Annotated in this window: 23 protein-coding genes and 1 pseudogene; 13 read left to right on the forward strand and 11 right to left on the reverse strand. The window is 66.3% G+C overall.

Features of this window, described 5'->3' with window-relative positions; genetic code table 11:
- Positions 1 to 3: 3 nt before the first annotated feature.
- The 4 genes from HALKA_RS0109870 to HALKA_RS0109885 all read right to left on the reverse strand — a co-directional run bounded on the left by HALKA_RS0109870 (position 4) and on the right by HALKA_RS0109885 (position 4,062).
- The gene (locus tag HALKA_RS0109870) at positions 4 to 675 is read right to left on the reverse strand and encodes a YIP1 family protein (RefSeq protein ID WP_018257831.1); all 672 of its coding nucleotides are present in this window, start codon (positions 673 to 675) and stop codon (positions 4 to 6) included.
- Positions 676 to 768: 93 nt separating this feature from the next.
- Positions 769 to 1,908: an ABC transporter permease gene (locus tag HALKA_RS0109875; RefSeq protein ID WP_018257832.1), complete on the reverse strand. Its 1,140-nt coding sequence runs from the start codon at positions 1,906 to 1,908 to the stop codon at positions 769 to 771.
- Positions 1,901 to 2,569: an ABC transporter ATP-binding protein gene (locus HALKA_RS0109880; RefSeq protein ID WP_015762478.1), complete on the reverse strand. Its 669-nt coding sequence runs from the start codon at positions 2,567 to 2,569 to the stop codon at positions 1,901 to 1,903. Before HALKA_RS0109880 ends, HALKA_RS0109875 begins: the two co-directional genes overlap by 8 nt.
- Positions 2,566 to 4,062 carry a COG1361 family protein gene (locus tag HALKA_RS0109885; RefSeq protein WP_018257833.1) on the reverse strand — a complete coding sequence of 499 codons (1,497 nt, stop codon included), beginning with the start codon at positions 4,060 to 4,062 and terminating at the stop codon, positions 2,566 to 2,568. Before HALKA_RS0109885 ends, HALKA_RS0109880 begins: the two co-directional genes overlap by 4 nt.
- A gap of 244 nt (positions 4,063 to 4,306) precedes the next feature.
- Here HALKA_RS0109885 and HALKA_RS0109890 point away from each other — a divergent pair, with 244 nt between their 5' ends.
- The 3 genes from HALKA_RS0109890 to HALKA_RS0109900 are packed head-to-tail and all read left to right on the forward strand — an operon-like array spanning position 4,307 to position 5,338.
- Complete coding sequence (locus tag HALKA_RS0109890; protein ID WP_015762476.1) at positions 4,307 to 4,654, forward strand: ArsR/SmtB family transcription factor; 348 nt, start codon at positions 4,307 to 4,309, stop codon at positions 4,652 to 4,654.
- Positions 4,651 to 5,004, forward strand: a complete 354-nt coding sequence (locus HALKA_RS0109895) for a hypothetical protein (RefSeq protein WP_018257834.1) — start codon at positions 4,651 to 4,653, stop codon at positions 5,002 to 5,004. The genes HALKA_RS0109890 and HALKA_RS0109895 overlap by 4 nt, the downstream gene beginning before the upstream one ends.
- Positions 5,005 to 5,047: 43 nt before the next feature.
- On the forward strand, positions 5,048 to 5,338 hold the full coding sequence (locus tag HALKA_RS0109900) for a DUF7521 family protein (RefSeq protein WP_018257835.1): 291 nt from the start codon (positions 5,048 to 5,050) through the stop codon (positions 5,336 to 5,338).
- Here HALKA_RS0109900 and HALKA_RS0109905 read toward each other — a convergent pair.
- The 4 genes from HALKA_RS0109905 to HALKA_RS0109920 all read right to left on the reverse strand — a co-directional run bounded on the left by HALKA_RS0109905 (position 5,335) and on the right by HALKA_RS0109920 (position 9,744).
- Positions 5,335 to 6,243 (reverse strand): cation diffusion facilitator family transporter, encoded by a 909-nt coding sequence (locus tag HALKA_RS0109905; protein ID WP_018257836.1) that lies wholly within the window; start codon positions 6,241 to 6,243, stop codon positions 5,335 to 5,337. The two genes, HALKA_RS0109900 and HALKA_RS0109905, sit on opposite strands and share 4 nt — an antisense overlap.
- A gap of 25 nt (positions 6,244 to 6,268) precedes the next feature.
- Positions 6,269 to 7,987, reverse strand: a complete 1,719-nt coding sequence (locus HALKA_RS0109910) for a sensor histidine kinase (protein ID WP_018257837.1) — start codon at positions 7,985 to 7,987, stop codon at positions 6,269 to 6,271.
- Positions 7,988 to 8,034: 47 nt separating this feature from the next.
- Positions 8,035 to 8,604 (reverse strand): HIT family protein, encoded by a 570-nt coding sequence (locus tag HALKA_RS0109915; RefSeq protein ID WP_018257838.1) that lies wholly within the window; start codon positions 8,602 to 8,604, stop codon positions 8,035 to 8,037.
- A gap of 201 nt (positions 8,605 to 8,805) precedes the next feature.
- A complete protein-coding gene (locus tag HALKA_RS0109920) occupies positions 8,806 to 9,744 on the reverse strand; it encodes an IS1595 family transposase (RefSeq protein ID WP_018257839.1) in 939 nt (312 codons plus the stop codon).
- A gap of 80 nt (positions 9,745 to 9,824) precedes the next feature.
- Here HALKA_RS0109920 and HALKA_RS20970 point away from each other — a divergent pair, with 80 nt between their 5' ends.
- Together HALKA_RS20970 and HALKA_RS22255 are read left to right on the forward strand one after the other, a co-directional pair.
- Complete coding sequence (locus HALKA_RS20970; RefSeq protein ID WP_155119395.1) at positions 9,825 to 10,313, forward strand: hypothetical protein; 489 nt, start codon at positions 9,825 to 9,827, stop codon at positions 10,311 to 10,313.
- Positions 10,314 to 10,727: 414 nt separating this feature from the next.
- A pseudogene (locus tag HALKA_RS22255) lies at positions 10,728 to 10,993 on the forward strand (CPBP family intramembrane glutamic endopeptidase); the annotation flags it as partial.
- On the opposite strand, the gene HALKA_RS0109935 reads toward HALKA_RS22255, so the two are convergent.
- Positions 10,990 to 11,628, reverse strand: a complete 639-nt coding sequence (locus tag HALKA_RS0109935; protein ID WP_018257841.1) for a hypothetical protein — start codon at positions 11,626 to 11,628, stop codon at positions 10,990 to 10,992. The pseudogene HALKA_RS22255 and the gene HALKA_RS0109935 sit on opposite strands and share 4 nt — an antisense overlap.
- Before the next feature lie 169 nt (positions 11,629 to 11,797).
- Here HALKA_RS0109935 and HALKA_RS0109940 point away from each other — a divergent pair, with 169 nt between their 5' ends.
- From HALKA_RS0109940 to HALKA_RS0109955, 4 genes are all read left to right on the forward strand, one after another.
- Positions 11,798 to 12,169: a hypothetical protein gene (locus HALKA_RS0109940; protein ID WP_018257842.1), complete on the forward strand. Its 372-nt coding sequence runs from the start codon at positions 11,798 to 11,800 to the stop codon at positions 12,167 to 12,169.
- A 73-nt stretch (positions 12,170 to 12,242) separates the two neighbouring features.
- Positions 12,243 to 13,544: a DNA repair protein NreA gene (gene nreA / locus HALKA_RS0109945; RefSeq protein WP_018257843.1), complete on the forward strand. Its 1,302-nt coding sequence runs from the start codon at positions 12,243 to 12,245 to the stop codon at positions 13,542 to 13,544.
- A gap of 41 nt (positions 13,545 to 13,585) precedes the next feature.
- Positions 13,586 to 13,789: a hypothetical protein gene (locus HALKA_RS0109950; RefSeq protein ID WP_018257844.1), complete on the forward strand. Its 204-nt coding sequence runs from the start codon at positions 13,586 to 13,588 to the stop codon at positions 13,787 to 13,789.
- Between the two features lie 23 nt (positions 13,790 to 13,812).
- Positions 13,813 to 14,034: a hypothetical protein gene (locus HALKA_RS0109955; RefSeq protein ID WP_026190258.1), complete on the forward strand. Its 222-nt coding sequence runs from the start codon at positions 13,813 to 13,815 to the stop codon at positions 14,032 to 14,034.
- A gap of 250 nt (positions 14,035 to 14,284) precedes the next feature.
- On the opposite strand, the gene HALKA_RS0109960 is transcribed toward HALKA_RS0109955, so the two are convergent.
- Positions 14,285 to 14,569 carry a DUF5789 family protein gene (locus HALKA_RS0109960; protein WP_018257846.1) on the reverse strand — a complete coding sequence of 95 codons (285 nt, stop codon included), beginning with the start codon at positions 14,567 to 14,569 and terminating at the stop codon, positions 14,285 to 14,287.
- A gap of 214 nt (positions 14,570 to 14,783) precedes the next feature.
- On the opposite strand from HALKA_RS0109960, the gene HALKA_RS0109965 reads away from it, so the two are divergent.
- The gene (locus HALKA_RS0109965) at positions 14,784 to 15,806 is read left to right on the forward strand and encodes a cell division protein CdpA domain-containing protein (protein WP_018257847.1); all 1,023 of its coding nucleotides are present in this window, start codon (positions 14,784 to 14,786) and stop codon (positions 15,804 to 15,806) included.
- 557 nt (positions 15,807 to 16,363) lie between these two features.
- Here HALKA_RS0109965 and HALKA_RS0109975 read toward each other — a convergent pair.
- A complete protein-coding gene (locus HALKA_RS0109975; protein ID WP_026190259.1) occupies positions 16,364 to 17,314 on the reverse strand; it encodes an AEC family transporter in 951 nt (316 codons plus the stop codon).
- A gap of 142 nt (positions 17,315 to 17,456) precedes the next feature.
- Here HALKA_RS0109975 and HALKA_RS0109980 point away from each other — a divergent pair, with 142 nt between their 5' ends.
- From HALKA_RS0109980 to HALKA_RS0109990, 3 genes are all read left to right on the forward strand, one after another.
- Entirely contained in the window at positions 17,457 to 18,359 is a 903-nt protein-coding gene (locus HALKA_RS0109980; protein WP_018257850.1) for a PhzF family protein, read from the forward strand.
- A 210-nt stretch (positions 18,360 to 18,569) separates the two neighbouring features.
- Complete coding sequence (gene ppsA, locus HALKA_RS0109985; protein WP_018257851.1) at positions 18,570 to 20,852, forward strand: phosphoenolpyruvate synthase; 2,283 nt, start codon at positions 18,570 to 18,572, stop codon at positions 20,850 to 20,852.
- Between the two features lie 69 nt (positions 20,853 to 20,921).
- On the forward strand, positions 20,922 to 21,872 hold the full coding sequence (locus HALKA_RS0109990) for an RAD55 family ATPase (RefSeq protein WP_018257852.1): 951 nt from the start codon (positions 20,922 to 20,924) through the stop codon (positions 21,870 to 21,872).
- The last annotated feature ends 33 nt before the right edge of the window (positions 21,873 to 21,905 follow it).

The following is a 21,905-nucleotide window of genomic DNA, read 5'->3' on the forward strand; positions in this document are numbered from 1 at the left end:
GCTCTAGCCGGGTAGCTGTATCGCCACTAGCATCACGACCGTCGCGACTGCGGCGACTGCCGTCGCCCGACGCCGCGAGAGGTCGTAGGTCGCGTCGAGCGCGCCGGTCCAGACGTAGCCGATCCACAGCGTCACTGCCACCGAGGAGATCGAACTCACGTCGATCAGTCCCCGGCCGTTGAACGTCACCATCGTCCCCTCGACGCCGCTAGTCCCGTGGAGGACGCTGTTCAGCGTCGCACCGGGCGTCGTCGACAGCTGCCAGGCCGCGACGAGCGCGACGAGCGGGTAGACGACGACGTAGGGGGCGTGAGACCAGCCGACGAAGGCCAACAGCCGCCTGAACCGTCCCCTGCCACCCGCGAGACGCGCGGCCCCGTGCAGCAGTACCGTCGTCACGACCCAGCCGACGAGGACGACGAGGATCCCGCCCACGGTGCCGATGGCGAACCAGATCGGCAGCCGCGCGGTCTGGGAACCGATGACGAACTCGACGGTCGCGATGTCGGACGAGAGCCGCCGTTGCAGGGCGACGTAGACCGGGAACGCAGTCGCGATACTGCTCGCGCCGACCAGGAACACGAGGACGAGCGGCTGGACCAGCGAGAGCCGCTCGCCGGCCGCCTCGAACGCCGCTCTCGGCCGGACGAGTAGCGTGGCGAGAGACACGTCCATCGCCAACAGTTCCGACACCGCACCGGAAATAGTTACCGCCGGACGCGTCCCGAGTCGTCGCGCCGGAATCACGGATCCCACACCGGCGACAGATCAGTCCCGGAGTGCCTCGACCGGCCGGGCGTTGGCCGCTTTCCAGGCCGGATAGAGGCCGCTGAGGAAGCTGGCACCCGTCCCGAAGAGGAAGCCAAGCACTGTGTACTGCAGAGCCTGCCCGGAGAAGGCGAGGGGATCCGAGAGCAGCTGCGCGTTCATCACCATCCCCAGGCCGACGCTGATGAGCACGCCGAAGATCGAGCCGACGACGCCCAGCAGCGCCGCTTCGTACAGCATCAGCTTGACGATGTCGAGTCGGTGGTAGCCGACCGCCCGGAGGACGCCGATCTCCTCTTTGCGCTCGATCGTGCTCATGAGCATCACGTTGAGGATGCTCACGGACGCGACCAGCAGCGAGATCCCGCCGACAGCGAGCAGGAACGTCCGGATGAGGCCGATCTGCTGGTTGAACTGTTCGAGGGCGGACTCGGCGTCGAAGACGCTGTAACGGGTCCGGCGGTCGCTGTTGAGGTTCTCGTCGATCCGATCGCTGATTGCGAACGCCTGCTGGGGCGTCTCCCCTCGGATGAGGACCTGCGACGCGCCGTCACCGAATTCGCCCGGTGGCAGGACGACGGCATCGCCCGTCGAGACGAACGAGGCGCGACTCGACTCTGCCAGCACGGCGACGACGCGCCGGCTCTCGCCGTCGACCTGCACGCTGTCCCCGGGTTGGACGCCGAGCGTCTCCGCCAGTTCGTTCCCGATCGCGACACCAGAGCGCCAGTTCTGCGGGATCTGGCCCGATTCCGCGGTGACGAACACCTCGGGATCGGAGAGCGACACCAGCGAGGCGCTCGTCGTCTCCTGTAATCCAGTCACTTCCCCCCGGCCGCGGGTGAGCGTGTAGACATCGCCGTTACCGGCGTAGCGTTCGATCTCGGCGACCTGTTCCCGATGGAGCAGCCCGAACTCCGAGTCTTCGCCGGGACCGACGGCGACGGTCCGGATCGCGTCGTCGGACGTGTCGAGAAACGACTGTTCGAGCGTGGCTCCGAACATCCCCAGCGAGGCGATCGCGACCACGCCGATCGTGATCCCCGCCATCGCGAGGATCGTCCGAGCGCGTGCCCGCGAGAGGTTGTTCCGGGCGAACGCCAGGAACGGCGAGAACCGCGCGAGCGGACTGTCAATCATCGTCTAACCTCCCGTCGACGAGCCTGATCGTCCGGTCGGCGAAGTCGGTCACCTGCTCGTCGTGGGTGACGGTGAGGATCGCGACGCCCTCGTCGGTGATCTCGCCGAACACGTCCAGTACCTGCGCGCCGGTGTCCTGGTCGAGGTTCCCCGTGGGCTCGTCGGCCAGCAGGATGTCGGGATCGTTGATCAGCGACCGCGCGACGGCCACGCGCTGTTTCTGCCCGCCGGACAGCTCGTTTGGGTAGTGGTCGAGTCGGTCGCCCAGCCCGACGCGTTCGAGCAGTTCGTCGGCCCGCGCCTGCAGATCCGACCGATCGTCGCGGACGAGTCCGGGGACGGCGACGTTCTGGCGCGCGGTCAGCGTCGGCACCAGGTAGAAGCTCTGGAAGATGAACCCGACGGTCTCGCGTCTGAGGTCCGTCCGTTCGCGCTTCGAGAGCGTCGACAGTGCCGTCCCGTCGACGGTGACGCTGCCCTCGGAGGGCTCGTCGAGCAGGCCCAGCAGGTTCAGCAGCGTCGACTTCCCGCTCCCGCTGGGGCCGACGACGGACGCGAACTCACCGGCGTTCACGTCGACGGAGACGCCGTCGAGCGCACGCAGCGTCTTGTCGCCGGACTCGTAGATCTTCACCGCGTCGGTGGCGCTGATGACGCTCATCGGTATCGTCGGTATCCGAGCCCGCCGGCCACCACGACGAGCACGACGCCACCGATCAACACGATCGGGACCGAGGAGTCCCGCTGGGATTGCTCGGCGGCGGGTCCGGTCGCCCGCGGCGTGTACGGGACGGTCGTCGTCGTGTCGATGCGCTGGCCGTTGACGCGATAGCTGACCTCGACCGGAACCGAGACGGTCTCGTTGGTGTCGTCGGTCAACCGAGCGTCGACCTGGAAGGACTTGAACTCGCTCTGGGCCACGTTGCCGGCGAAGTAACTCGACTGGGACTGGGCCGGCCGGATCAGTTCGTTCTGGCCGACCGAGACTATCACGGCGGAGACGTTGCTCGTTCCGAGGTTACTAGCGCTGCCCCGGACGGTGAGCCGACTGCCGGTCTGTTCGATGCGGACGCCGGTGAGATTGACCTTGCCGCTCGCGCTGAAGTCTTCCTGAACGGTCACCGTTCGCGTCACCTCCTGGCCGTCGAGACGGTACGCGACCGTCAGTGGGATCGTGGCGGTCGTCGTGTCGTCGGGTACCGTCGCACCGAGCTGGAAGTCACTGGAGGTGCTGGCGTCGAGCCTGCCGACGAACGCGCTGGACTGGGCCTCGCCGAGGCTGTACGGACCGTCCTCGACGGTGACGGTGACGCCCGAGACGTTCGTCTCACCGGCGTTGTTGGCCTGCCCGGAGATCTGCAACTCGCCGTCGGCACCCGACACGTCGATGCCGCTCAGCGAGACCTCACCGGGGTTCTCGGCGCTGTCGGCCGTCGTCGTCAGTTCGCGCGTGACGCTCTTGAACTCGCCGTCGTTGGTCGTGTACGTGACCGCCGCCTCGACCGTCTTCTCGCCGGGCTCGACGTTACTCGCAGGGAGCTGTAGCGTCGTCTCCGCGCCCGAGTCGAGCTGTGAGACGACGTGTCGATCCTCGTCGAACTGGATGTCTCCCGCGGACACGTCGACCGTAACGGCTCGGATGGGTTCCGTGCGAGCGTTCGAAACAGAGAGGTCGAAGGTCGCGTCACCGTCGGCACCGATATCGCCGCCGGACAGCGACAGCGCGGGGTCGGTCTCGCCGGCGGTGACGGTCACGTTGCGCTCGAAGTTGATCACGTCACCACCAGAGAGGACCTGGACGTGGAGGACGAACTGCTGTTGGCCGCTCTCCTCGATGTCGGCCCCGAGGTCCCGCGTCGTCGACTCGCCGGGCTCGATCGTGCTCGACTCGTCGGTCGAGTTGTACAGCGTGCTGTTGTCGGCGGTCGTCTCGCGCACTTCGACCGAGCGCAACTGGAAGTTGGAGCTTCCTGCCTCCGGATTCGAGACGGTCGTACTGATCGTCACGGTGTCGCCCGGCGCGGGTCGGTCCGGCGTCGTCGTCGTACTGATCGAGACGACGCCGGTGCTGGCACCCGTGACGGGACCGACGGCGAGCGCGACGGTCCCGACGACGAGCAACCCGACGAGACACAGCGAGCGGAGCCGTTTCATCGGGCACCTCCGGCGACGGGCAGAGAGCGTCGGGCAGAAGGCGTATCGGTCGTCCTGCGGGGCACGTTCGGCGACTTCGATGGCGTAGTCATTCCGTTTTCGCCTTTGGCCCCCGAATAAAAATACCACCCCCCACAGCTTCCCGGCGTGAAAGTGTGCCGGTCCGTTTTTTATACTCCCCCGTCGATCACGGATATGAACCGTGTCTGGAACCGCCCCGTCACTCGCCACGCCGACGTGACCGATGAGCGAGGAGCCAGGGATCGAGACCGTCGCCGAACTCCTCGACGACGAGTACGCACGGGAGATCCTCGCCGCGACGAGCACGGAACCGATGTCGGCAGAGGAACTGGCCGACGCCTGTGACGCCTCGCCGCCGACCGTGTACCGCCGGCTCGAACGGCTGCGCGAGCAGGACCTCGTCGTCGCCCAGCAACAGCTCGATCCCCAGGGTCACCACTACGACGTGTTCCGGGCCCAGCTGTCCCGCGTCACGGTCGATCTGGCGGACGGGGAGTACAGCATCGACATCGAACGCCGCGAACCCGACGCGGCCGACCGCTTCACCGAACTGTTCGAGGGGCTCAAATGACGACCGAACCACTGGCGACACACGCCGCGAGCGGGTCGACGCCGCTCCAGTCGACGGCCTCGCCGGGACAGCTGCTCGTCTTGCTGTTCTTCCTGGGGTTCGTCCTCTCGGTCGCCCTCTCGATCATCATCCTGATCAAGGGCGTCCAGAGCTACCGGCGCACCCACGACTCGGCGCTGCTGGGCATGGCTGCCGGGATCCTGCTGTTGAGCGGCGTGCCGCTCGTGGTGAATCTGATCCTGGGCAACACGACGGGGGCCAGCACGGAGACGATCCGGATCGTCACGGACCTGACCAGACTGAGCGGGCTCGGTCTGATCCTGTTCGTCATCTACCGCACACAGCGATGACTCGACACACGACACCACTGCCGACAGCGGGGGGCGAGTAGCCGTGAGTGAACTCCTCCAGATGTCGCTGGCAGTGACGACGGTGACCGCGCTCCTGACGGCGGTCGTGGGCGGCTTCGTCGCCTACCAGGCCTACCGGGGCTACCGGCGCAACGCCAGCCGTGCGATGCTGTCGCTGGCCGTCGGCATCCTGCTGTTGACGACGATTCCGTTCGTGCTGAAACAGCCCCTCGTCCTCCTCTCGCTGGCGACGACCGCCGAGGCGGAGCTGATCGCCCAGACGTGTCGGATCACCGGACTGCTGACCGTGCTGTACGCGTTTACCGGCGCTTAGCCGACGAGGCGGTCCACGTCGGCGTCGGATTTCCACTCGCCCAGTTCCTTGGGGTCGACGTGGACGAACACGTCGTCGACCTCCGGCAGTTCCTGGATCGCCTCGATGACGGCGGTCTCGATGTCGTGGGCCTCGAACAGCGTCTTGTCGCCCTCGACCTCGACGTGGAGGCTCACGTCGATCTCCGGGCCGACGTAGTGGGCGATCACGTCGTGGGCACCCTCCACGTCGTCCTGTTCGAGCGCGCGGCGGACGATCTCCGCCCGCAGCTCCTCGGGCGGGGCCGCGCCGACGAGGTAGTCGAGGTTGTCCCGGACGACCTCGACGCCGGTGTAGATGATGCCCACGGAGACGACCATCGCGGCGATCGGGTCCAGGAGCGGGTAGCCAAGCGTCGCGCCGACGACGCCGACGAGCGCTGCGGCTGCCGTGAGAATGTCGTTGCGGTTGTCCAGTGCCGTCGCGACCAGCGCGGGAGAGCTGTGGTCCCGGCCGGCGGACAGACAGTACCGATACAGGGCGTACTTCAGCACGCCGGAGAAGACGAGGACGCCGACGGCGGCGGGGCCACGACTCACGCCGACATCGCCCGACAGCAGCGAGCTGGCGGCCTGCCAGAGGATGATCCCACCGGCAGCGAAGATCCCGACGGCGACGAACAGCGAGACGAACGGCTCGATCCGCTCGTGGCCGTGGGGGTGCTCGAAGTCCGGCGGCTGTGTCGTCAGGTAGAGCCCGGCGACGATGACGAGGCTGTAGGCGGTGTCGGCGAGGCTGTTGACCGCCTCCGAACCGACGGCGAGGCTCCCAGTCTCTGCCCAGACGACGCCCTTCAGGAGCGCGAGGGCGAGATTCGCGCCCAAGATGACGAGACCGACCCGGCGGAGTACGTCCCGACGTGACATCACGTCGTCGTTGCGCCGGGGGTGACTAAGCCGCTTCGCTCGCGTCGACGCCGTCTGGAGAACTGATCCCAGTGATCTCGAAGGAGGCACCGGTGGCCGTTCCCGAACCGGATTCCGAGTCCGTGTGTCCGTCGGGGGCGTCGTCGGCCGCTCGCCCCGACACCGTGATCTCCCAGCCGTGGGCGTCGACGATCTCGCTGACGATCGCCAGTCCGAAGCCGGTCCCCCCGTCGGTCGTCGAGTAGCCCGACTCGAACACCGCCTCGCGGTCGTCGACCGGGATGCCGGGACCGTCGTCTGCGACGTAGAATCCGTTGCCGTCCGGTAGTCGACCGACTCGAACGGTCACGTCGTCACCGCCGTGTTCGACCGCGTTCCGAAAGAGGTTCTCCAAGAGCTGACGGAAGCGGTCGGGATCGGCGACGAGATCGAGACCGGTTTCGACGACGAGATCGGCGTCGGCGGCCTCGATGACCTCCCAGCACGACGACGCGAGCGACGCGAGCGAGATCGGTTCGGTCTCGTCGATGGGCTGGCCCTGCCGGGCGAGCGAGAGCACGTCGTCGATGAGCGTCTCCATCCGGTCGAGCGCTCGCTCCCCGCGGTCGAAGTGCGAGGGATCGCCGGTCTCGCGAGCCCCCTCGAACGCGCCACGCAACACCTGTAAGGGGTTCCGGAGGTCGTGAGAGACGACGCTGGCGAACTCTTCGAGGCGCTCGTTCTGGCGCTGGAGTTCGCGTCGGTCGCGTTCGCGCTCCGTGATGTCGGTAAAGAGCACGAGCCGACCGACCGGTGACCGTCCGGCCGCGAACGGGCTCTCGGTGAGCTGGTAGTATCGGGTTTCCTCGCCGTCACGAACGGACAACACGCCCGACTCGGAGTCGAGCGCCTCGGCGACGGACGGAACGACGCTCCACAGCGGTTTCCCGATCACGTCCGGCCGGGTGAGCGCGGGAAAGAGGTCGGCCGCCGCCGCGTTGTACTCGCGGAGCTGATCGCGTTCGTTCACGATGAGAATGGGCTTGTCGTCTCCCTCCGCGAGCCCGATCGCCTGAAACCGCTCGTGGAAGACAAAGGAGACGCCGACGGCGAAGACCGCGACACCGAGCGGTTCGTGGCTCACGTCGGCGAGCAGCGGGGTCGCGTGGCCGACGAAGTTCAGTGCGAACGGTGCCCCCGTCACCGCGACGAGGAGGCCGAAAGGCCACGTCTTGTAACTGACCTGTCGGAGCCGCTCGAAGAGCATGAAGTATCCGACGGCCGTCAGCGCGTAGCAGAGTCCGACGACGGCCCAGTGCAGCGGCTCGTGTGTCACCGCCATGTGCGGGAATGGTTCCGTCGCTGTCCGGGTTGTGAAGTACAGGCCGTGATAGTTCGTGACTTTCACCGCGACGATCGCGAGGAAGATCGCGACGGCCGCGCGTCGTAGACCGGTGCTGCGATGCAGCGTCCGACCGGTGAAAGCCGAGCAGAAGTAGAGCCACGCACCGACCGTCGCGAGGCCGACGACGAGGCCGGCGACGTAGAACGCGGTTTTGAGCCGGGGATCGGGCGCGAGGAAGTAGCCCAGATACGAGAGCGCCCAGCCGCCGCTGGCCAGGAGCAGCGCCGTCAGTCCACGCCGCGTGCCCGGCTCTTCGAGCTGTCGGACCCGGTCGATGCTCACGAAGCAGGCCAGTGTTGTCACAGCGAACACCAGGAGATAGCCCGCGTAGGTGAGGTCACCAGCCAACTGAATGATCACTCGAAGACTCCGCCTATTGCAGTGCTCACCGCCCGACGATCATGACATTATCGCTCCCGACAGTTCGAGCCACGTTCGGACCCGAACGCGACGGCGGTGTCGTCGTCGACGACCGTGGCGTCGTCCTGGGCCGCGAACCCTTCGTGAACGCGGTCGTACGTGTCTTCGAGACCCTCGACGATCACCTGCGTGTCGCTGATCACCGGCATGAAGTTCGTGTCTCCCTCCCAGCGGGGGACGACGTGGGTGTGGAGGTGGTCCTCGATCGAGCCGCCCGCGGGTCCCCCACCGAGGTTCAGCCCGGCGTTGAAGGCGTCCGGGTCGAGCGACGCCGCCAGGGCGTCGAACGTCCGCTGTTTCAGTCGCCCGTGCGCGAGCAACACCTCCTCCGAGAGGGCTCGATAGTCGCCCGTGTGCTGGTAGGGGATGACCATGAGGTGGCCGGGACTGTACGGCGCGTTGTTCAGCAACACGTAGGCGTGGTCGTTGCGGGCGACGACTCTGTGCTCCCGGTCGTCGTCGCGCTCGGGCAACGCACAGAACACGCAGTCGACGTCCGGGTTCTTCTCCTCCCGTTCGACCCACTCGATCCGCCACGGCGCGAACACCTGCTCCATGGCCGTGGGTCGGCCGCGAGACGGTAAATCGCTTTGCCACAGGACGGGCAAAACCAGTATTTAAATCTTGTTGCCGTTCACGGATCGTTATCCATCGAGGCGGAGCCAGAGACAACGATAAACAATCTAGTGGCTGCTAAGACAGTATCGTTGCGTATTCAGCTTCCGTCTTGCGATAAAACGGTCTCGCTCTTACGCAGACTAGCGAAAAATATCGGCAGCGAAGCAGTCAACGAGTCCGTGGATTGGTGCGCCAGCGAGATTCAATGACCGCAGGAAGCCGTAGGTACGAGCGGCCTGTTCCAAGCCCTGCTTGGACAGGCCGCGGAATTTCTCGATCCACGGTTGCAACAACGACCAGAGACNCTCAGCTTGGTTGGTGTGAACNCCCGCATCTGAGACGTATGCTTCGTCGTGAACCACCGTTCTGTGGTCGTGCTCCATCTGTTGATACGGCGGGTACTCATCCGTCCAGACCTCTCCCAGTCGCTGGGAGAGGTCTTCAGCTTCTTCGATCACTGGCTTGAGTTCGTCCTTGAACTTCGTTCCTTCCTCAGCAGAAACCACGCGAAGCACGTCGCGGCAGGCCGCGACGAGCGTCAGTTCATCACCCTGCTCACCGCTCCAGCGTGTGCGACCGCCCTCTGGCGACCCGCCGCGGGACAGACCGTCCCGCGGTGGGTCGCGTCCCTTGTACCCAGAGCAGACCTGCTGGGTTTCATCGACCTGCGTTGGCCCGTCGAGAGTGTGATCGATGCGATCCCAGACGACGGGGAAGCCGCGCTGGAACGCGGCTTCCACGTCACGAATCGCCGAGTGAATCGTGTTGTACGCCCGATCAAGTAGGGAAGCAATTTGATTGATGCTGAGCAACGAATCAGCGTAGAGGACGAAGGCGACGAGGAACTCGCCGGGGGCGAGTTCCGCGTCGTAGAACGGTGTACCGAGCGTGTAGGTACTCATGAAGCCGCAGCCACGGCACCAGATACGGTCGAGATCGTCGTAGGTTCGGATGGTTGTCGCGCCACAATCAGGACAGGGTGCCTGTTCCCAGATGGTCTTGAGACGCCGCTCGACGATGGCGTCGAGCGGCTCGGGCCGAAACTCCAAAGCGCCAAGCGATACAAGTTGCTGAAGCATCCCGCCGAATGCTGGTTGTTTGGTCACAGCTGATAGCAGGAGACGGGATGCTTTCCATACAACGGAGTCTTTTCGCTAGCTTGAGCAAGAGCGTCCAAGAAAAAGTAGACATTGACGGAGCACCACCCAAAGATGGAGTAGTTATTGGATGGGAGGACAGCCAATTTGGATTAGATGGTAGTGATTCCATCGAACATAGTTGCCAGGGGTATAGCACATCTGGAGATGTTGAAGAGATAAAGACTGAAGAACCTGAAGACAACCCTATCGGCAGTGATGGTGCCTCAGCAGTTGGAATAAAAGTAAGTGATAACGATTTGAGCTTCCAGCATCCGGAAAAAATTGTTGGAAGCCTCCGATTCACTCTGAACAAACAAAACTTCCCGGATAGGGCACCGGGCAGAATCGCAGGAACATACGAACACACCTGGAGTGTATTTGGGAATGCCGGTCTTAATTTCTTAGAAAGTGTTGTTCTTACATATCCTCCGCTCGGGGTGAATATTGATACAGGTGCGGATTCATGGTCGTATCCGGAAGACCAAGAAGAGGCAGAGGCTGTGTTGTGATACTACCGGCTGTAAATCTGTAACCGATTTCGCCACTCTGAGGTGGTGAAAATCTTCACGAAGTTATAGTATATATAAATATATTTCTGATATTTGTATAAAACAGCGTCTATAATTGATTATAAACAACCATCTCTGCGACTTCGAGCCGGACAGTGTCCTCGCTGACGGTCGGTTCGAAGGTGTCGGGCCCAACGTGCTTCTCGCCGTCCGGTCAAATAATGGTTGCTAGATCGTGGGTATGAGGTCGAACTTGACGGTCATCGACTCACCGTCGTCGAAACGCACGTACTCTTCCCCACAGATCTTGTGGTACGGCGAGACCTTCGATCTGACGCGGTCTTTCACGTAGAGCTGGCTGACCCCGTCGCCCGTTGGTCGCCAACGCTCTCGACGGTCACGGTCTCGTCTAGCGCGCTGGCCGCGGGGTTCTCTCTCTCGCCGTGGCTGCTCGCGGTCGTCTCGTCGGTCGTCTTCGGTGCCGCTCACGGCGCGCAGGGGCGAGTCGGCATGCTCGTCACCGGCGGACTCGGGCTGGCGCTGGCGGCCGGGTTCGTCCTCACCGACAGCCTGCTCGTGGTCGTCGTCGCCCACTACCTCGTCAACGCCTGGAGCTCGGGGTCCACGAGGGACTGGGCTACGAGCGACTGACGATCGACCGGGTCGTCGAGCGGCGCTAGAGCGTCAGTCGCGTGTCCTGCTCGACGACGGTGTAGCCCTGTGCGGACAGTGCCGCCACCCGGTATCGCTGGCCCACGAACCACTGTGGCAGCCGTCGGAGGCCGAATCTGCGATCCGAGGTCGTGTCGATCACGACGATCGTCTCGTCGTCGCGGGCCTCGATGTCGACGCGGTAGGTCCCCCACGAATCGTCGCCGACGGTGACCACCAGTTCGAGGTCGGCGTCGTCGCCGGGGCGGGTCTCGACGTGTAGCCGGACCGACCGCAGTCCCAGGAGATACGATATCTCGTAGGACCAGCCTCCGTCCGCCCGCTCGACCTCGTCGGCCAGCTCCCACTGAAAGACCAGCGGCGGCGGGCTGGCACTCTCGAAGGCCGCACGCACCTCGTCGGGACGCTGCTGGGTCGACAGCGTTGTCGTCCCGCCGGTCTCGAAGATGGGGACGCGGACGGCGACGAACACGGCGAGGGCGACCGCGAGGCCGACCACCAGCGGGAGCGTGGTGATCGCGACGGCCGCGACGAGTCCGACGAGGACGGCGACGCCGGCGCTGATCGGTCGTTCGAGCCGTCGGTATCGACGCACGACGGCGGATACGTCTCGCGGACCGTCGCTGTCTGTGTTGGAGGGCACAGACGCCACTGTCGGTGCCACTCTGGTATACGTTGCGTTCTGTCCCGATCGGGCGCGACGGCGGACCCGTCAGGCCGCCGACCAGCGGGACGCCGGTGTCCGGAACGCCGCCGGCTGGCACCGCCTCGTGCTCGTCACTGTTATCTTTCCCCCAGTCCATTGCCCGACGATGACAGACATCTTCGCGATCCGCTCACAGCGCCAGCGACAGATCGTCGTCGGTGCGTTGCTCGTCTACGTGGCGCTGTTCGTCACGGATCTCTCGACGACGAACCCCTTCGCCGGGCCGCTCTCGGATCTCCTCATCGGCGTGCTCGTGTTACTGGCCTGTGGCGTCGGCACTCGGCGGATCAGTCGCGCCCGCGAGACGGAGCCCGTCGCGGTCGCGCTGGTGGCGACACTCGGCATCGCCGGGCTGTCGATCGCCTATCAGGGTCTCGCTGGGTTCGAGGTCGTCCCGCGGATGCTCTTGATCGACACCGTCGGCTCGTTCGCGCTGCTCGTCGCGGTCGGGCTCTACTTCTACGATCAGTACGCGTGAGGTCGTCGGCCGTCGGTCGGCGTGCTCGCCAAGAGAGTCACTGTTTTATCGCCGAGCGTCCAACGGTCTCTCGATGCGTCTCGACGAGTTCATCGAGGGGTTCGACCGCGACGAGGCCGCCGAGCGGCGTCGCCTCGCCGAGGAGAAGTCCTACGAGATCACGAACCACCTCGAGGACGTCGAACGGCAGTTCGAGGAGACCGTTCAGGGCGACGCGCTCTTTGGTTCGACCGCGCCGGAGATCTTCGTCGGCCGGTCGGGCTATCCCGACGTGTCGACGGGCGTGCTCTCGCCGATGGCGTCCGACGCCGACGCCGGGCAGTTCGCCACCAGCGGCCAGTGGTACCGGGACGGGCTGGGGATCGACGACGTGCTCCAGCGACGGACCGGGATGCTCAACTCCACGCGCTCGGCGAACGTCGACGTATCGGACGTGTGGGACGGCTTCGTCGGCACGCAGCGCGAGGTCGCGATCGCCGACCACCCCGTCGACGTGGAGGTCGGACTCGACGGCACGCCGGACCTGGACGTGAGCTTCGACGACATCGGGACGCCGACGGGACCACGCGCTCGGGCCACGAACGCTGACCTCGCGGAGAACCCACACGTCCCTCGCGCCGTCGAGAAGACCCTGGAGGACGACGACTGGCAGGCAGAGGGCGCGATGAACTACCTCTACCGCCGCGGATTCGACGTGTACGAGGTCAACACGATCCTCTCGGCGGGCGCGCTGGGCCAGCGCCGTCAGCGCACACTCGTCCCGACGCGGTGGTCGATCACCGCCGTCGACGACACGGTCGGGCAGTATCTCCGGGGCACGATCCAGAACTGCAACACCATCGATCAGACGGAGGTCTGGTACAACGAGTACATGGGGAACCGCTACTGGGTCCTCATGGCTCCGGGCCAGTGGGAGTTCGAACTCGTCGAGATGAAAGCTCCCGAGAGCGTCTGGAACCCGACCGGCCAGACCCACTACCTCGCCAGCGCCAACGAGGGCTACGAGGGCCGCACCGGCTACGTCGAGGAGACTGCCGGCGCGTACTACGCCTCGCGGCTGGGCGTGCTCGAACACCTCCAGGAGCGAGATCGCCAGGCGAAGTGTCTCGTCCTGCGGGAAGTCACCGACGACTACTGGGCCCCGGTCGGGGTCTGGCAGGTCCGCGAGGGCGTCCGAAACGCCTTCGAGGAGGGCGTCGCTCGCGAGACGAACGAATCCGACGGCGACGCCGCCTATCAGGACCAGCCCGCCGTCGCCGAGAGCTTCCGCGACGCCGTGACCGCCGTCACCGAACAGCTCCCGGTGTCGCTGGGGACGCTCCGGCGCAAATCCGACATGGTCGCGGGACTCCAGTCGACGCTGGCCGACTTCTGATCGCCGACAGCGCTTATACGCCTCGCCGTCCAGACGCCGGTATGGAACCGCTACAGCTCCCGGTCGGCGTCGAACTGCTCTTCGTCGGCGCGCTCCTGTTGCTCTTTCTCGTGGTGTCGTTCGCGCTCGTCGGCGGCGTCTTGCTCGTCCGGCAGAACCGCTCGCCAGACCAGCAACGCCTCGACCGACTGGAACAGCAGGTCGAGGAGCTACAGCGCCGGGTGGATCGACTCGACGACCAGTAAGTTCTTGTTCTGGCGTGACAGATGTGCCGGACGTGATTGCCCTCCAGCTCGGTCTCCCAGGTACGCAAGAACTGATTATCGTCCTTCTGATATTCGTCCTGTTCGCCGCGCCAGTCGTTGTGGCTGCGGCACTGGCGATCGGCTATTTCCGCCGGTCTTCGGACGACGGCACGGACGAGCGCATCGCCGAACTCGAACGCGAAGTCGACGAGCTCATACGGATTATTGTAGCGATTTACCGGTGATCGTCGCCACGGAGTAGACGATCACCGGTAAGCAACTACAATAAACCGTATCAGACAACAGCAGTCCAGCGCCGACAGCGACGCCGCCGACGACCGTCGAGATCGGACCGACGACGGTTCTCACGGGTAACCGCGAGGGCGACACGGACCACACTGGCGTCGTGTGCTCGGAGACGCCCCGACCGAACGGACGGCGTGGCCGACAGCGCGGACTCCGCGAACGCCGACTGCGACAGAACAGTCCGCTGTGTTACTCGGTCGCAACCGGGCCGTCGCCGAGCACTCCACGGACGGCCGACTCGAACTCGCGTCGGTGCTCGAAGTACGGCACGTCCACGTCGGCCATCAGGTCGGCGAGTGGCTGTGGACCGTCGGGCGTACGGATGTCGGTGTCGCCCTCGCGCTCGACGATCGTGCTGTGCTCGATACCCCAGGTAAGTCGGGAGCTCACGCGTGCCAGGGGCGTACCGGCGACCGAATCTCCCTCGCCGAGTTCGACTGCCGGCCCGTCGTCGGTTTCCTCGTCGTCGCTCATACGCCCACGTTCCGAGCGGCCGTGATTAGGGTTTTCGGAACGCTGGCGTCGTTCGACGCGATCGCTCCCGCCGGTCGCTCCCGCTGCTCGCGTGTCGTTCGCTTCGTTCACTCCCGCTCGCGTGTTCCGAGGCGGTCGCTCCCGCCGGTCGCTCCCCCCTCGTATGCCACCCGTCTGACGGGTAGTTTTGAGGGGAGCGGCCCTATGACGGGCTATGACGAGTCTCACAGACGTGTACGAGGGCAACGTCGGCCGGGTGGCCAGCCGGCGACAACAGCTCCTCGGCAGCGGGCTCTTCCTCGTCGGCGGGACGATGGTGGTGGGTGCCATCGCGCTGGCGACGACGAACGTCGGTGTCCAGTCGCTCGGGCGGTACCCGGCTCGAGAGCTGGCGGGCGTCCTCACGGGACTGGGTTTGCCCGCCGTATTGCTCGGCGTCTTCGCCGTCCTTCCGGCGTCGCGGTCGGTCCGTGGGGCTGCAATTGTCGGGACGGGAATCACGGCGATCGGCGTCGCCATGTTCCAGCACGTCTATCCCTACGACTGGGTCACCGCCGCGCCGCTGCTGACGCTGGCGACGACGGCCGTCTACTTCTTCGGCGTCGTCACGATCTTCTGGAGTCTGTTCGTCGCACTGGCGACGTTCAAGACCCGCAACGATCCCGGCGGGACGGCCCGCATGGAGATCACCCGCCAGGGGACGATCCAGCTCGTCGAAGAGGCCCGCTCGCTCGGCCGCTTTGGCGGTGTCGGCCTCTTCGGGACGGACCTCGACGGCGAGGTCGAGACCCAGACGAACCGCGAGACCGCGTCGACCGGTCACGACGGCGCGACCGTCACGGTTGCAACACGCGACGACAGCGACGCGGCCGACGACGGCGGGTCGCAGGCCGCCGATCGCCGGTCGGCCGACGCCACCCAGACGGAGTCCTTCGATCCCATCGCGGACACCGCCACGGGCCACTCCAGAGGGCTACAGACAGAACCCAGCGCCGACGGCGGCGAAGTGATCGAGGCCGACGGAACGGCGACCGGTGGCGCGGCCTTCAGCAACGACGTCCTCGATTCGACGAGCGACGGTGACGAGGAGAACGACGAGGACGCCCTCGAAGCGTACTGCGGGAACTGTCGGCACTTCGAGTACGTGATGGAAGACGGCGAGTCGACGCCGTACTGTCAGCTCCACGATCGAACCATGGACGATCTGGACGCCTGTTCGAGCTGGCTGGAACGCTGAGCGATGGGTTCATACGGATTATTGTAGCGATTTACCGGTGATCGTCTACTCCGTGGCGACGATCACCGGTAAGCAACTACAATAAACCGTACCAGAGAAGCGACCGCGCTTGCTGAGTTGCAGACACCGAAAGCCCTCGGCCCGCTAGCCCGATCTGTGGCGCATATTCTCTCTCCGTCGAATAGTGCCCCCGCAGATCGGGCTACCGAGCGAAGCAGTCGAGCGACGCGAGGGCTTTCCGTGCTCGAAGGACGCTACTCTCTCTTATCTGAACACCGCCGTCGGCAGCGTGAGAAGTGTTAAATGGTTGTATAGTGTATGGTGTTAACACACATGACGCCAACGAAGCTCCGCGAACGCCTCCGAGAGCGCGAGGATCGCATCGACACCGAGCAGTTCCTCGACGCGCTCACCTACGTCCGCGACGACGGCCGGCACTGATCCTGTGGCGGGCCGTCGACGCCCGCTCCAGTGGCTACTCTGTCCACTCGTGACGACTGCCGCCGCTTCTCCGGTCGACGGCACACGACCCCGCGGTCGGTCAGCCCCAGTCTCGGTCAGACGATCGCCCCGGACTGGAGGAGGGCCACCAGCAGCGTGACCGTCACGACGCTGCCCAGCGTCGTCACGAGCACGGACGTGCTGACGAACTGACCGGCCGAGAGACCGTCGCTCTCGCCGCTGAACGCACCGACGAGGATGACGGGGGTCACCGCCGTCGGCGCGGCAGCGAGCAGGACGAACGTCCGCGCGACGACGGGATCGCGAAAGCCGACTGCGAGTGCGATCCCGACGCCGACGAGCGGCGCGACGGCGAGTTTCGCCACGCTGGCGACGCCGACCCGCCGCACGGTCTCGTCGACGCGGACGTTCGACAGGCGGATCCCGAGGATGAGCAGCATGACCGGGATCGAGGCGTTGCCCAGCATCTCGATGGTCTGCATCGCGGCGCTGGACTCGGGCGGTACGACCCCGAGCCACCGGGCCGCGAGCGTCCCGACGACGGCGTAGACCAGCGGGATCGAGAAGACGCGCTTCATGCTGCTCAGCGGGCTCCCGTCGTCGCCACGAGCGGCGATGTAGACGCCGACGGTGTACAGCAGGACGCCCTGCAGTGCCGTGACGAGAATCGCAGTGCTGCGACCGGTCGCGCCGAAGGCGAACTCCGAGAGCGGGATGCCGAAGTTGCCGACGTTGGGGAAGGCGACGACGAGGACGAACGCACCCAACAGCGGCTCGGTCTGTCCCTGGAGTCGGCCGACGGACTCGGCGACGGCGATCATCGCCGCCGAGAAGGCGGTGACGGCGACGACGACGCGTGCGAGGGTCGCGGCGGGGAACGGAGTGGTCGCGAAGCTGTAGACGACGAGTGCCGGCGCGAGCACGTAGACGGTGACCGTGTTGAGCGCGCCGGGATCCACGTCCCGAAACCGACCCAGCAGGTAGCTAGCACCGGCGACGGCGACGACCGGCAGGATCGCCGTCGCGAAAATCGAGAGCAGCGACACGGTCTGGGCTCTGTCCAGCAGGGACACAACGCTGTCGGTCTCGTCGTCGACCGTCGGTTCGACTGCCGCCGCACGATCGGCGTCGGCGACTGGCGGGCCGTCGACCACCAAGCCTTACTGCCGGCGGCGAGTCTGAGCGGGCATGGACACGCGACAGGCGCTGCTCGTCGACGCCTTCACCGACGAGCCGATGGCGGGCAATCCGGCGGGCGTCGTGCCGGACGCGGACGGACTGGACGACGAGCAGTTCGGCAAGATCGCTTCGGAGCTGGGTGCCAGCGAGACGGCCTTCGTGCTGCCGGACGACGAGGCGGACCGGCGGCTGCGGTACTTCACGCCCGAACGTGAGGTCGACCTCTGTGGACACGCGACCGTCGCCGCCCACGCGCTCCTCTACGAGCACGACCGGCTCGACGCCGGGACCCACACGCTAGCGACGGCCGCGGGCACGTTCGAGATCGAGATCGACGACGACGGCACCGTCTGGATGGAACAGGCGACCGCCACGGTGAGACCCGCCGACGTGGCCGACGAGGACGTGGCCGACGCGCTGGGGATCGACGTGGCGACGCTGCGGGACGTGGGTGCGGACTTCCCGCTCTCGGTCGCTTCGAGCGGCCTCCCCTTCCTCGTCGCTCCGGTGAACTACTTCGAGCACCTGCGGGACGCTCGGCCGGACATGGCGGCGATCGAGTCGCTCTGTGAATCCGTCGGTGCCGAGGGGCTCTACGCCTTTACCTTCGACACGCTGGACGGCGACGCGACGATCCACGCGCGGGCGTTCGTCCCGCTGGCCGGCGTTCCGGAGGACCCCGTCACGGGGACCGCCGCCGGGGCCGCGTGTGCCTATCTGCGCCGGCACAACGCGCTGGACGGCGAGCGCGAGGAGATCGTCGTCGAACAGGGTCACTTCCTCGATCGGCCCGGCCGCGTCCGCGTCGTGACCGACGGCCACGACGTGCGTGTCGGCGGGCGGGCGGTGACGACGCTCGACGGGGAGCTGACCGTCCCCGACAGCGAGGACGACGACATCATCGAGGCCTAGAGCGCGGTCGACCGAGCAGCGGTCTCAGCGATCTCTCATACGGACGGTTGTAGGCGTTTACCCAGTCGACCGCACGACGGCGTACGGTCGATCTGGTAAAGACCTACAACTTTCCGTATCAATCCTTCTTTCGGATCCGAGTGACTCCCGCTGAAACGTGCCGGAACCGGCAATACCATAACGGTCGTTCATGATGGTACGAACGCGCACATGGCACTACGCTGGCTCGACGACATCACGGCCGACGACGTAGACAGCGTCGGCGGCAAGGCGGCATCTCTCGGTGAACTCGCGGGCGCTGGCCTCCCGGTTCCGCCCGCGTTCGTCGTTACGGCCGACACGTATCGCTCGTTCGTACAGGACACCGGTATCGAGGCGGCGCTGTCCGAGACCGTCGACGTGGACACCGAAGACTCCCAGGCACTGGCGGCCGCGGCCGAGCACGCACAGGAGCTGATTCTGGAGACCGCCGTCCCAGACTCGGTCCGGGACGAGCTGCTGGCGGCGTTCGACGACCTCGACCACGACGTCGTCGCGGTCCGCTCCTCGGCGACGGCGGAGGACCTCCCGGACGCCTCCTTCGCCGGCCAGCAGGAGACGTTTCTCAACGTCGGCCGGGCGGACCTGCTCGACCGTGTCCGGGAGTGCTGGGCGTCGCTGTTCACCCAGCGAGCGATCTACTACCGCCAGGAACAGGGCTTCTCTCACGACGCGGTCGACATCGCGGTCGTCGTCCAGGCGATGGTCGACGCCGACGAGAGCGGCGTGCTGTTCACGAGCCACCCCTCGACGGGAGCCGAGCGAGCCATCGTCGAGGCCGCGTGGGGACTCGGCGAGGCGGTCGTCTCCGGTGCGGTCTCGCCGGACAACTACGTCGTCGATCGCGAGAGCGGCCGGGTCGAGGAAGTCACCGTCGCCGAGAAGAGGGTAATGCACGTCCGGGACGGTGACGACACCGTCGAGCGGGCGGTTCCGGACGACAAACGCGAGCAGCGCGTCCTTGGGACCGAGACGCTCGATCAGCTCGTCGAGATGGGCGAACGGGTCGAAGACCACTACGGGACGCCCCAGGACGTCGAGTGGGCGATCGACGACGACACGCTGTATCTCCTCCAGTCCCGGCCGATCACGACGATCGACGAGGGCGGGGCTGCCGATTGGACCGACGCCGGGGTCGCCGACGGCGGCGCGATGACCGGCCAGCAGGACGGCGTCCTCGTCTCCGGGCTGGGGGCGAGTCCGGGCCAGGTCGCCGGATCGGTCCGGCTGGTCTCCAAGCTCGACCAGCTGGACAAGGTCGAACCGGGCGACATCATCGTCACGGAGATGACGACGCCGGACATGGTGCCGGCGATGGAGCGGGCCGCCGGGATCGTCACGGACCAGGGCGGGATGACCAGCCACGCGGCGATCGTCTCGCGCGAGCTTGGCGTCCCCGCGGTGGTCGGCACCGACGCCGGGACCGACCGGCTACAGGACGGGCAGGACGTGACGATCGACGGCGACAAGGGGATCGTCGAGCCCGGCGCGACCGCTGCCGCCGACGAGCCCGAGCCGTCGTCGGTCGGCGACGGCACCGACGCCGGCCTCGCTGCCAAGCCGATGACGGGCACCGAGATCAAGGTCAACGTCTCGATCCCCGCGGCCGCAGAGCGGGCCGCCGCGACCGGTGCCGACGGCGTCGGCCTGTTGCGGATCGAGCACATGATCCTCTCGACGAGCAAGACGCCCGAACGCTACGTCGAGGACCACGGCGAACGGGCCTACGTCGACGAGATCGTCGACGGCGTTCGGACCGTCGCCGAGGCGTTCTACCCGCGTCCGGTCCGGGTCCGCACGCTGGACGCCCCGACCGACGAGTTCCGGCAGCTCGACGGCGGCGAGAACGAGCCCGCCGAGCACAATCCGATGCTCGGCTATCGGGGGATCCGCCGGAGCCTCGACCGGCCGGAGACGTTCCGGCTGGAGCTGGACGCGATCGCTCGCCTGTACGATCTGGGCTACGACAACGTCGAGGTCATGCTCCCGCTGGTCAACGACGCCGAGGACGTGTTGCAGGCCCGCCAGCTGCTCGAAGCGGCGGGCATCGACCCCGACAAGCGAACGTGGGGGGTGATGGTCGAGACCCCGGCCAGCGCGCTGGGCATCGAGCAACTGTGCGAGACGGGGATCGACTTCGCCTCGTTCGGGACGAACGATCTCACCCAGTACACGCTCGCGGTCGACCGGAACAACGAGGCCGTCGCGGGACGCTTCGACGAGCTTCACCCGGCGGTGCTCGAACTGATCGGCCGCACGATCGAGACCTGCCGCGAGCACGACGTGGCGACGAGCATCTGCGGGCAGGCCGGCTCCAAGCCCGAGATGGTCCGCTACCTCGTCAACGAGGGCGTCACCTCGATCAGCGCCAACGTCGACGCCGTCCGCGACGTGCAACAGGAGGTCAAGCGGGTCGAGCAGCGCCTCCTGCTCGAATCGGTCCGCGAATCGTAGCGACCCCGGGTCGGCTTTTCGACCGCGTTTCGGGGATACTGTTTTCAGCCGGCGCGGTGGAGTGGTCGTATGGACGACCTCTCGCCGCCCGAGGCCAAGAGCGTCAGTGCGGGAGTCGAGTACGTCCCGTTCGGCATCCCGGGACTGGACGGTGCCGTCAGGGGCATCCCGACCGGCAGCGCAGTGCTGCTCGCGGGGGCACCCGACGCCGGCAGCCACGCCTTCCTGTACACGAGCCTCGCCTCGCTCGCGCTCGCGAAACACGAGCCGGCGCTGTACCCCCGACGGCTCGGCGACGCGCGCGAGGCGATCCCCGAGCGCGTCAGCTACGTCTCGCTGACTCACGACCGGGACCACATCTACAGCGAACTCGACGCCGTCCTCGACTCCGAGCAGTTCGAGATCCTGACCGACCACCTCACCGTCGCCGACTTCTCCCAGCAGTTCCTCTCGGCCGTCGACGTGCCCGCGTCGCTGTACGACCAGCGCCGCGACGACGTGCCCGCGCCGACCGAAGACGACGACAGCGGCGTCGCCGGGCTGCTCGACGACGTGACGCTGCCGGACGAGCGCTCGACGGAGACTGACGACGCCGACGACGTGTCCGCCTTGCTCGACGAGATCAGCGAGTACGTCGCCGACAGCGGCGACGACGCGATCCTCGTGATCGACGGGCTCTCGGACCTCCTCCTGGCGACGAACTTCGGGATCGATCGCAGCGCCGTGCTCGGCTTCCTGCTGGGGTTGCGCGAAGCGGTCGTCGGCTGGGACGGGATCGCCTACGTGGTCTACGAACGCCGGGCCGCCGACGTGCGGAGCGATCCCGACATCCACGGACTGCTCCACGGCTCGGTCTTCTTCTACTCGAACGACCAGGGTCACGACACGTATCGGACCGTGCGCGTCGGCTCTTTCGGCGGCGCGCTGGACACCGAACGCCAGACGGTCTTCGAGAGTTCGGTCGGTCCGGCCGGCCTCCGGGCGAAGGCGACCAAGAAGATCGGCCCGTCGAACTGGTAGGAACACAACGCCTAAAGTCGTCAAGTCCGTGTT

This window comes from Halomicrobium katesii DSM 19301 (genome assembly GCF_000379085.1).
GTDB classification, from domain to species: Archaea; Halobacteriota; Halobacteria; order Halobacteriales; family Haloarculaceae; genus Halomicrobium; species Halomicrobium katesii.

Bases quoted from the DNA above. Each gene is read 5' to 3' on its own strand.
- HALKA_RS0109885 (WP_018257833.1), bottom strand. From the start codon at position 4,062: ATGAAACGGCTCCGCTCGCTGTGTCTCGTCGGGTTGCTCGTCGTCGGG.
- HALKA_RS0109990 (WP_018257852.1), top strand. From the start codon at position 20,922: ATGGACGACCTCTCGCCGCCCGAGGCCAAGAGCGTCAGTGCGGGAGTC.
- ppsA (WP_018257851.1), top strand. From the start codon at position 18,570: ATGGCACTACGCTGGCTCGACGACATCACGGCCGACGACGTAGACAGC.
- HALKA_RS0109940 (WP_018257842.1), top strand. From the start codon at position 11,798: ATGACAGACATCTTCGCGATCCGCTCACAGCGCCAGCGACAGATCGTC.
- HALKA_RS0109895 (WP_018257834.1), top strand. From the start codon at position 4,651: ATGACGACCGAACCACTGGCGACACACGCCGCGAGCGGGTCGACGCCG.
- nreA (WP_018257843.1), top strand. From the start codon at position 12,243: ATGCGTCTCGACGAGTTCATCGAGGGGTTCGACCGCGACGAGGCCGCC.
- HALKA_RS0109890 (WP_015762476.1), top strand. From the start codon at position 4,307: ATGAGCGAGGAGCCAGGGATCGAGACCGTCGCCGAACTCCTCGACGAC.
- HALKA_RS0109950 (WP_018257844.1), top strand. From the start codon at position 13,586: ATGGAACCGCTACAGCTCCCGGTCGGCGTCGAACTGCTCTTCGTCGGC.
- HALKA_RS0109875 (WP_018257832.1), bottom strand. From the start codon at position 1,908: ATGATTGACAGTCCGCTCGCGCGGTTCTCGCCGTTCCTGGCGTTCGCC.
- HALKA_RS0109870 (WP_018257831.1), bottom strand. From the start codon at position 675: ATGGACGTGTCTCTCGCCACGCTACTCGTCCGGCCGAGAGCGGCGTTC.
- HALKA_RS0109915 (WP_018257838.1), bottom strand. From the start codon at position 8,604: ATGGAGCAGGTGTTCGCGCCGTGGCGGATCGAGTGGGTCGAACGGGAG.
- HALKA_RS0109960 (WP_018257846.1), bottom strand. From the start codon at position 14,569: ATGAGCGACGACGAGGAAACCGACGACGGGCCGGCAGTCGAACTCGGC.
- HALKA_RS0109905 (WP_018257836.1), bottom strand. From the start codon at position 6,243: ATGTCACGTCGGGACGTACTCCGCCGGGTCGGTCTCGTCATCTTGGGC.
- HALKA_RS0109980 (WP_018257850.1), top strand. From the start codon at position 17,457: ATGGACACGCGACAGGCGCTGCTCGTCGACGCCTTCACCGACGAGCCG.
- HALKA_RS0109965 (WP_018257847.1), top strand. From the start codon at position 14,784: ATGACGAGTCTCACAGACGTGTACGAGGGCAACGTCGGCCGGGTGGCC.
- HALKA_RS0109880 (WP_015762478.1), bottom strand. From the start codon at position 2,569: ATGAGCGTCATCAGCGCCACCGACGCGGTGAAGATCTACGAGTCCGGC.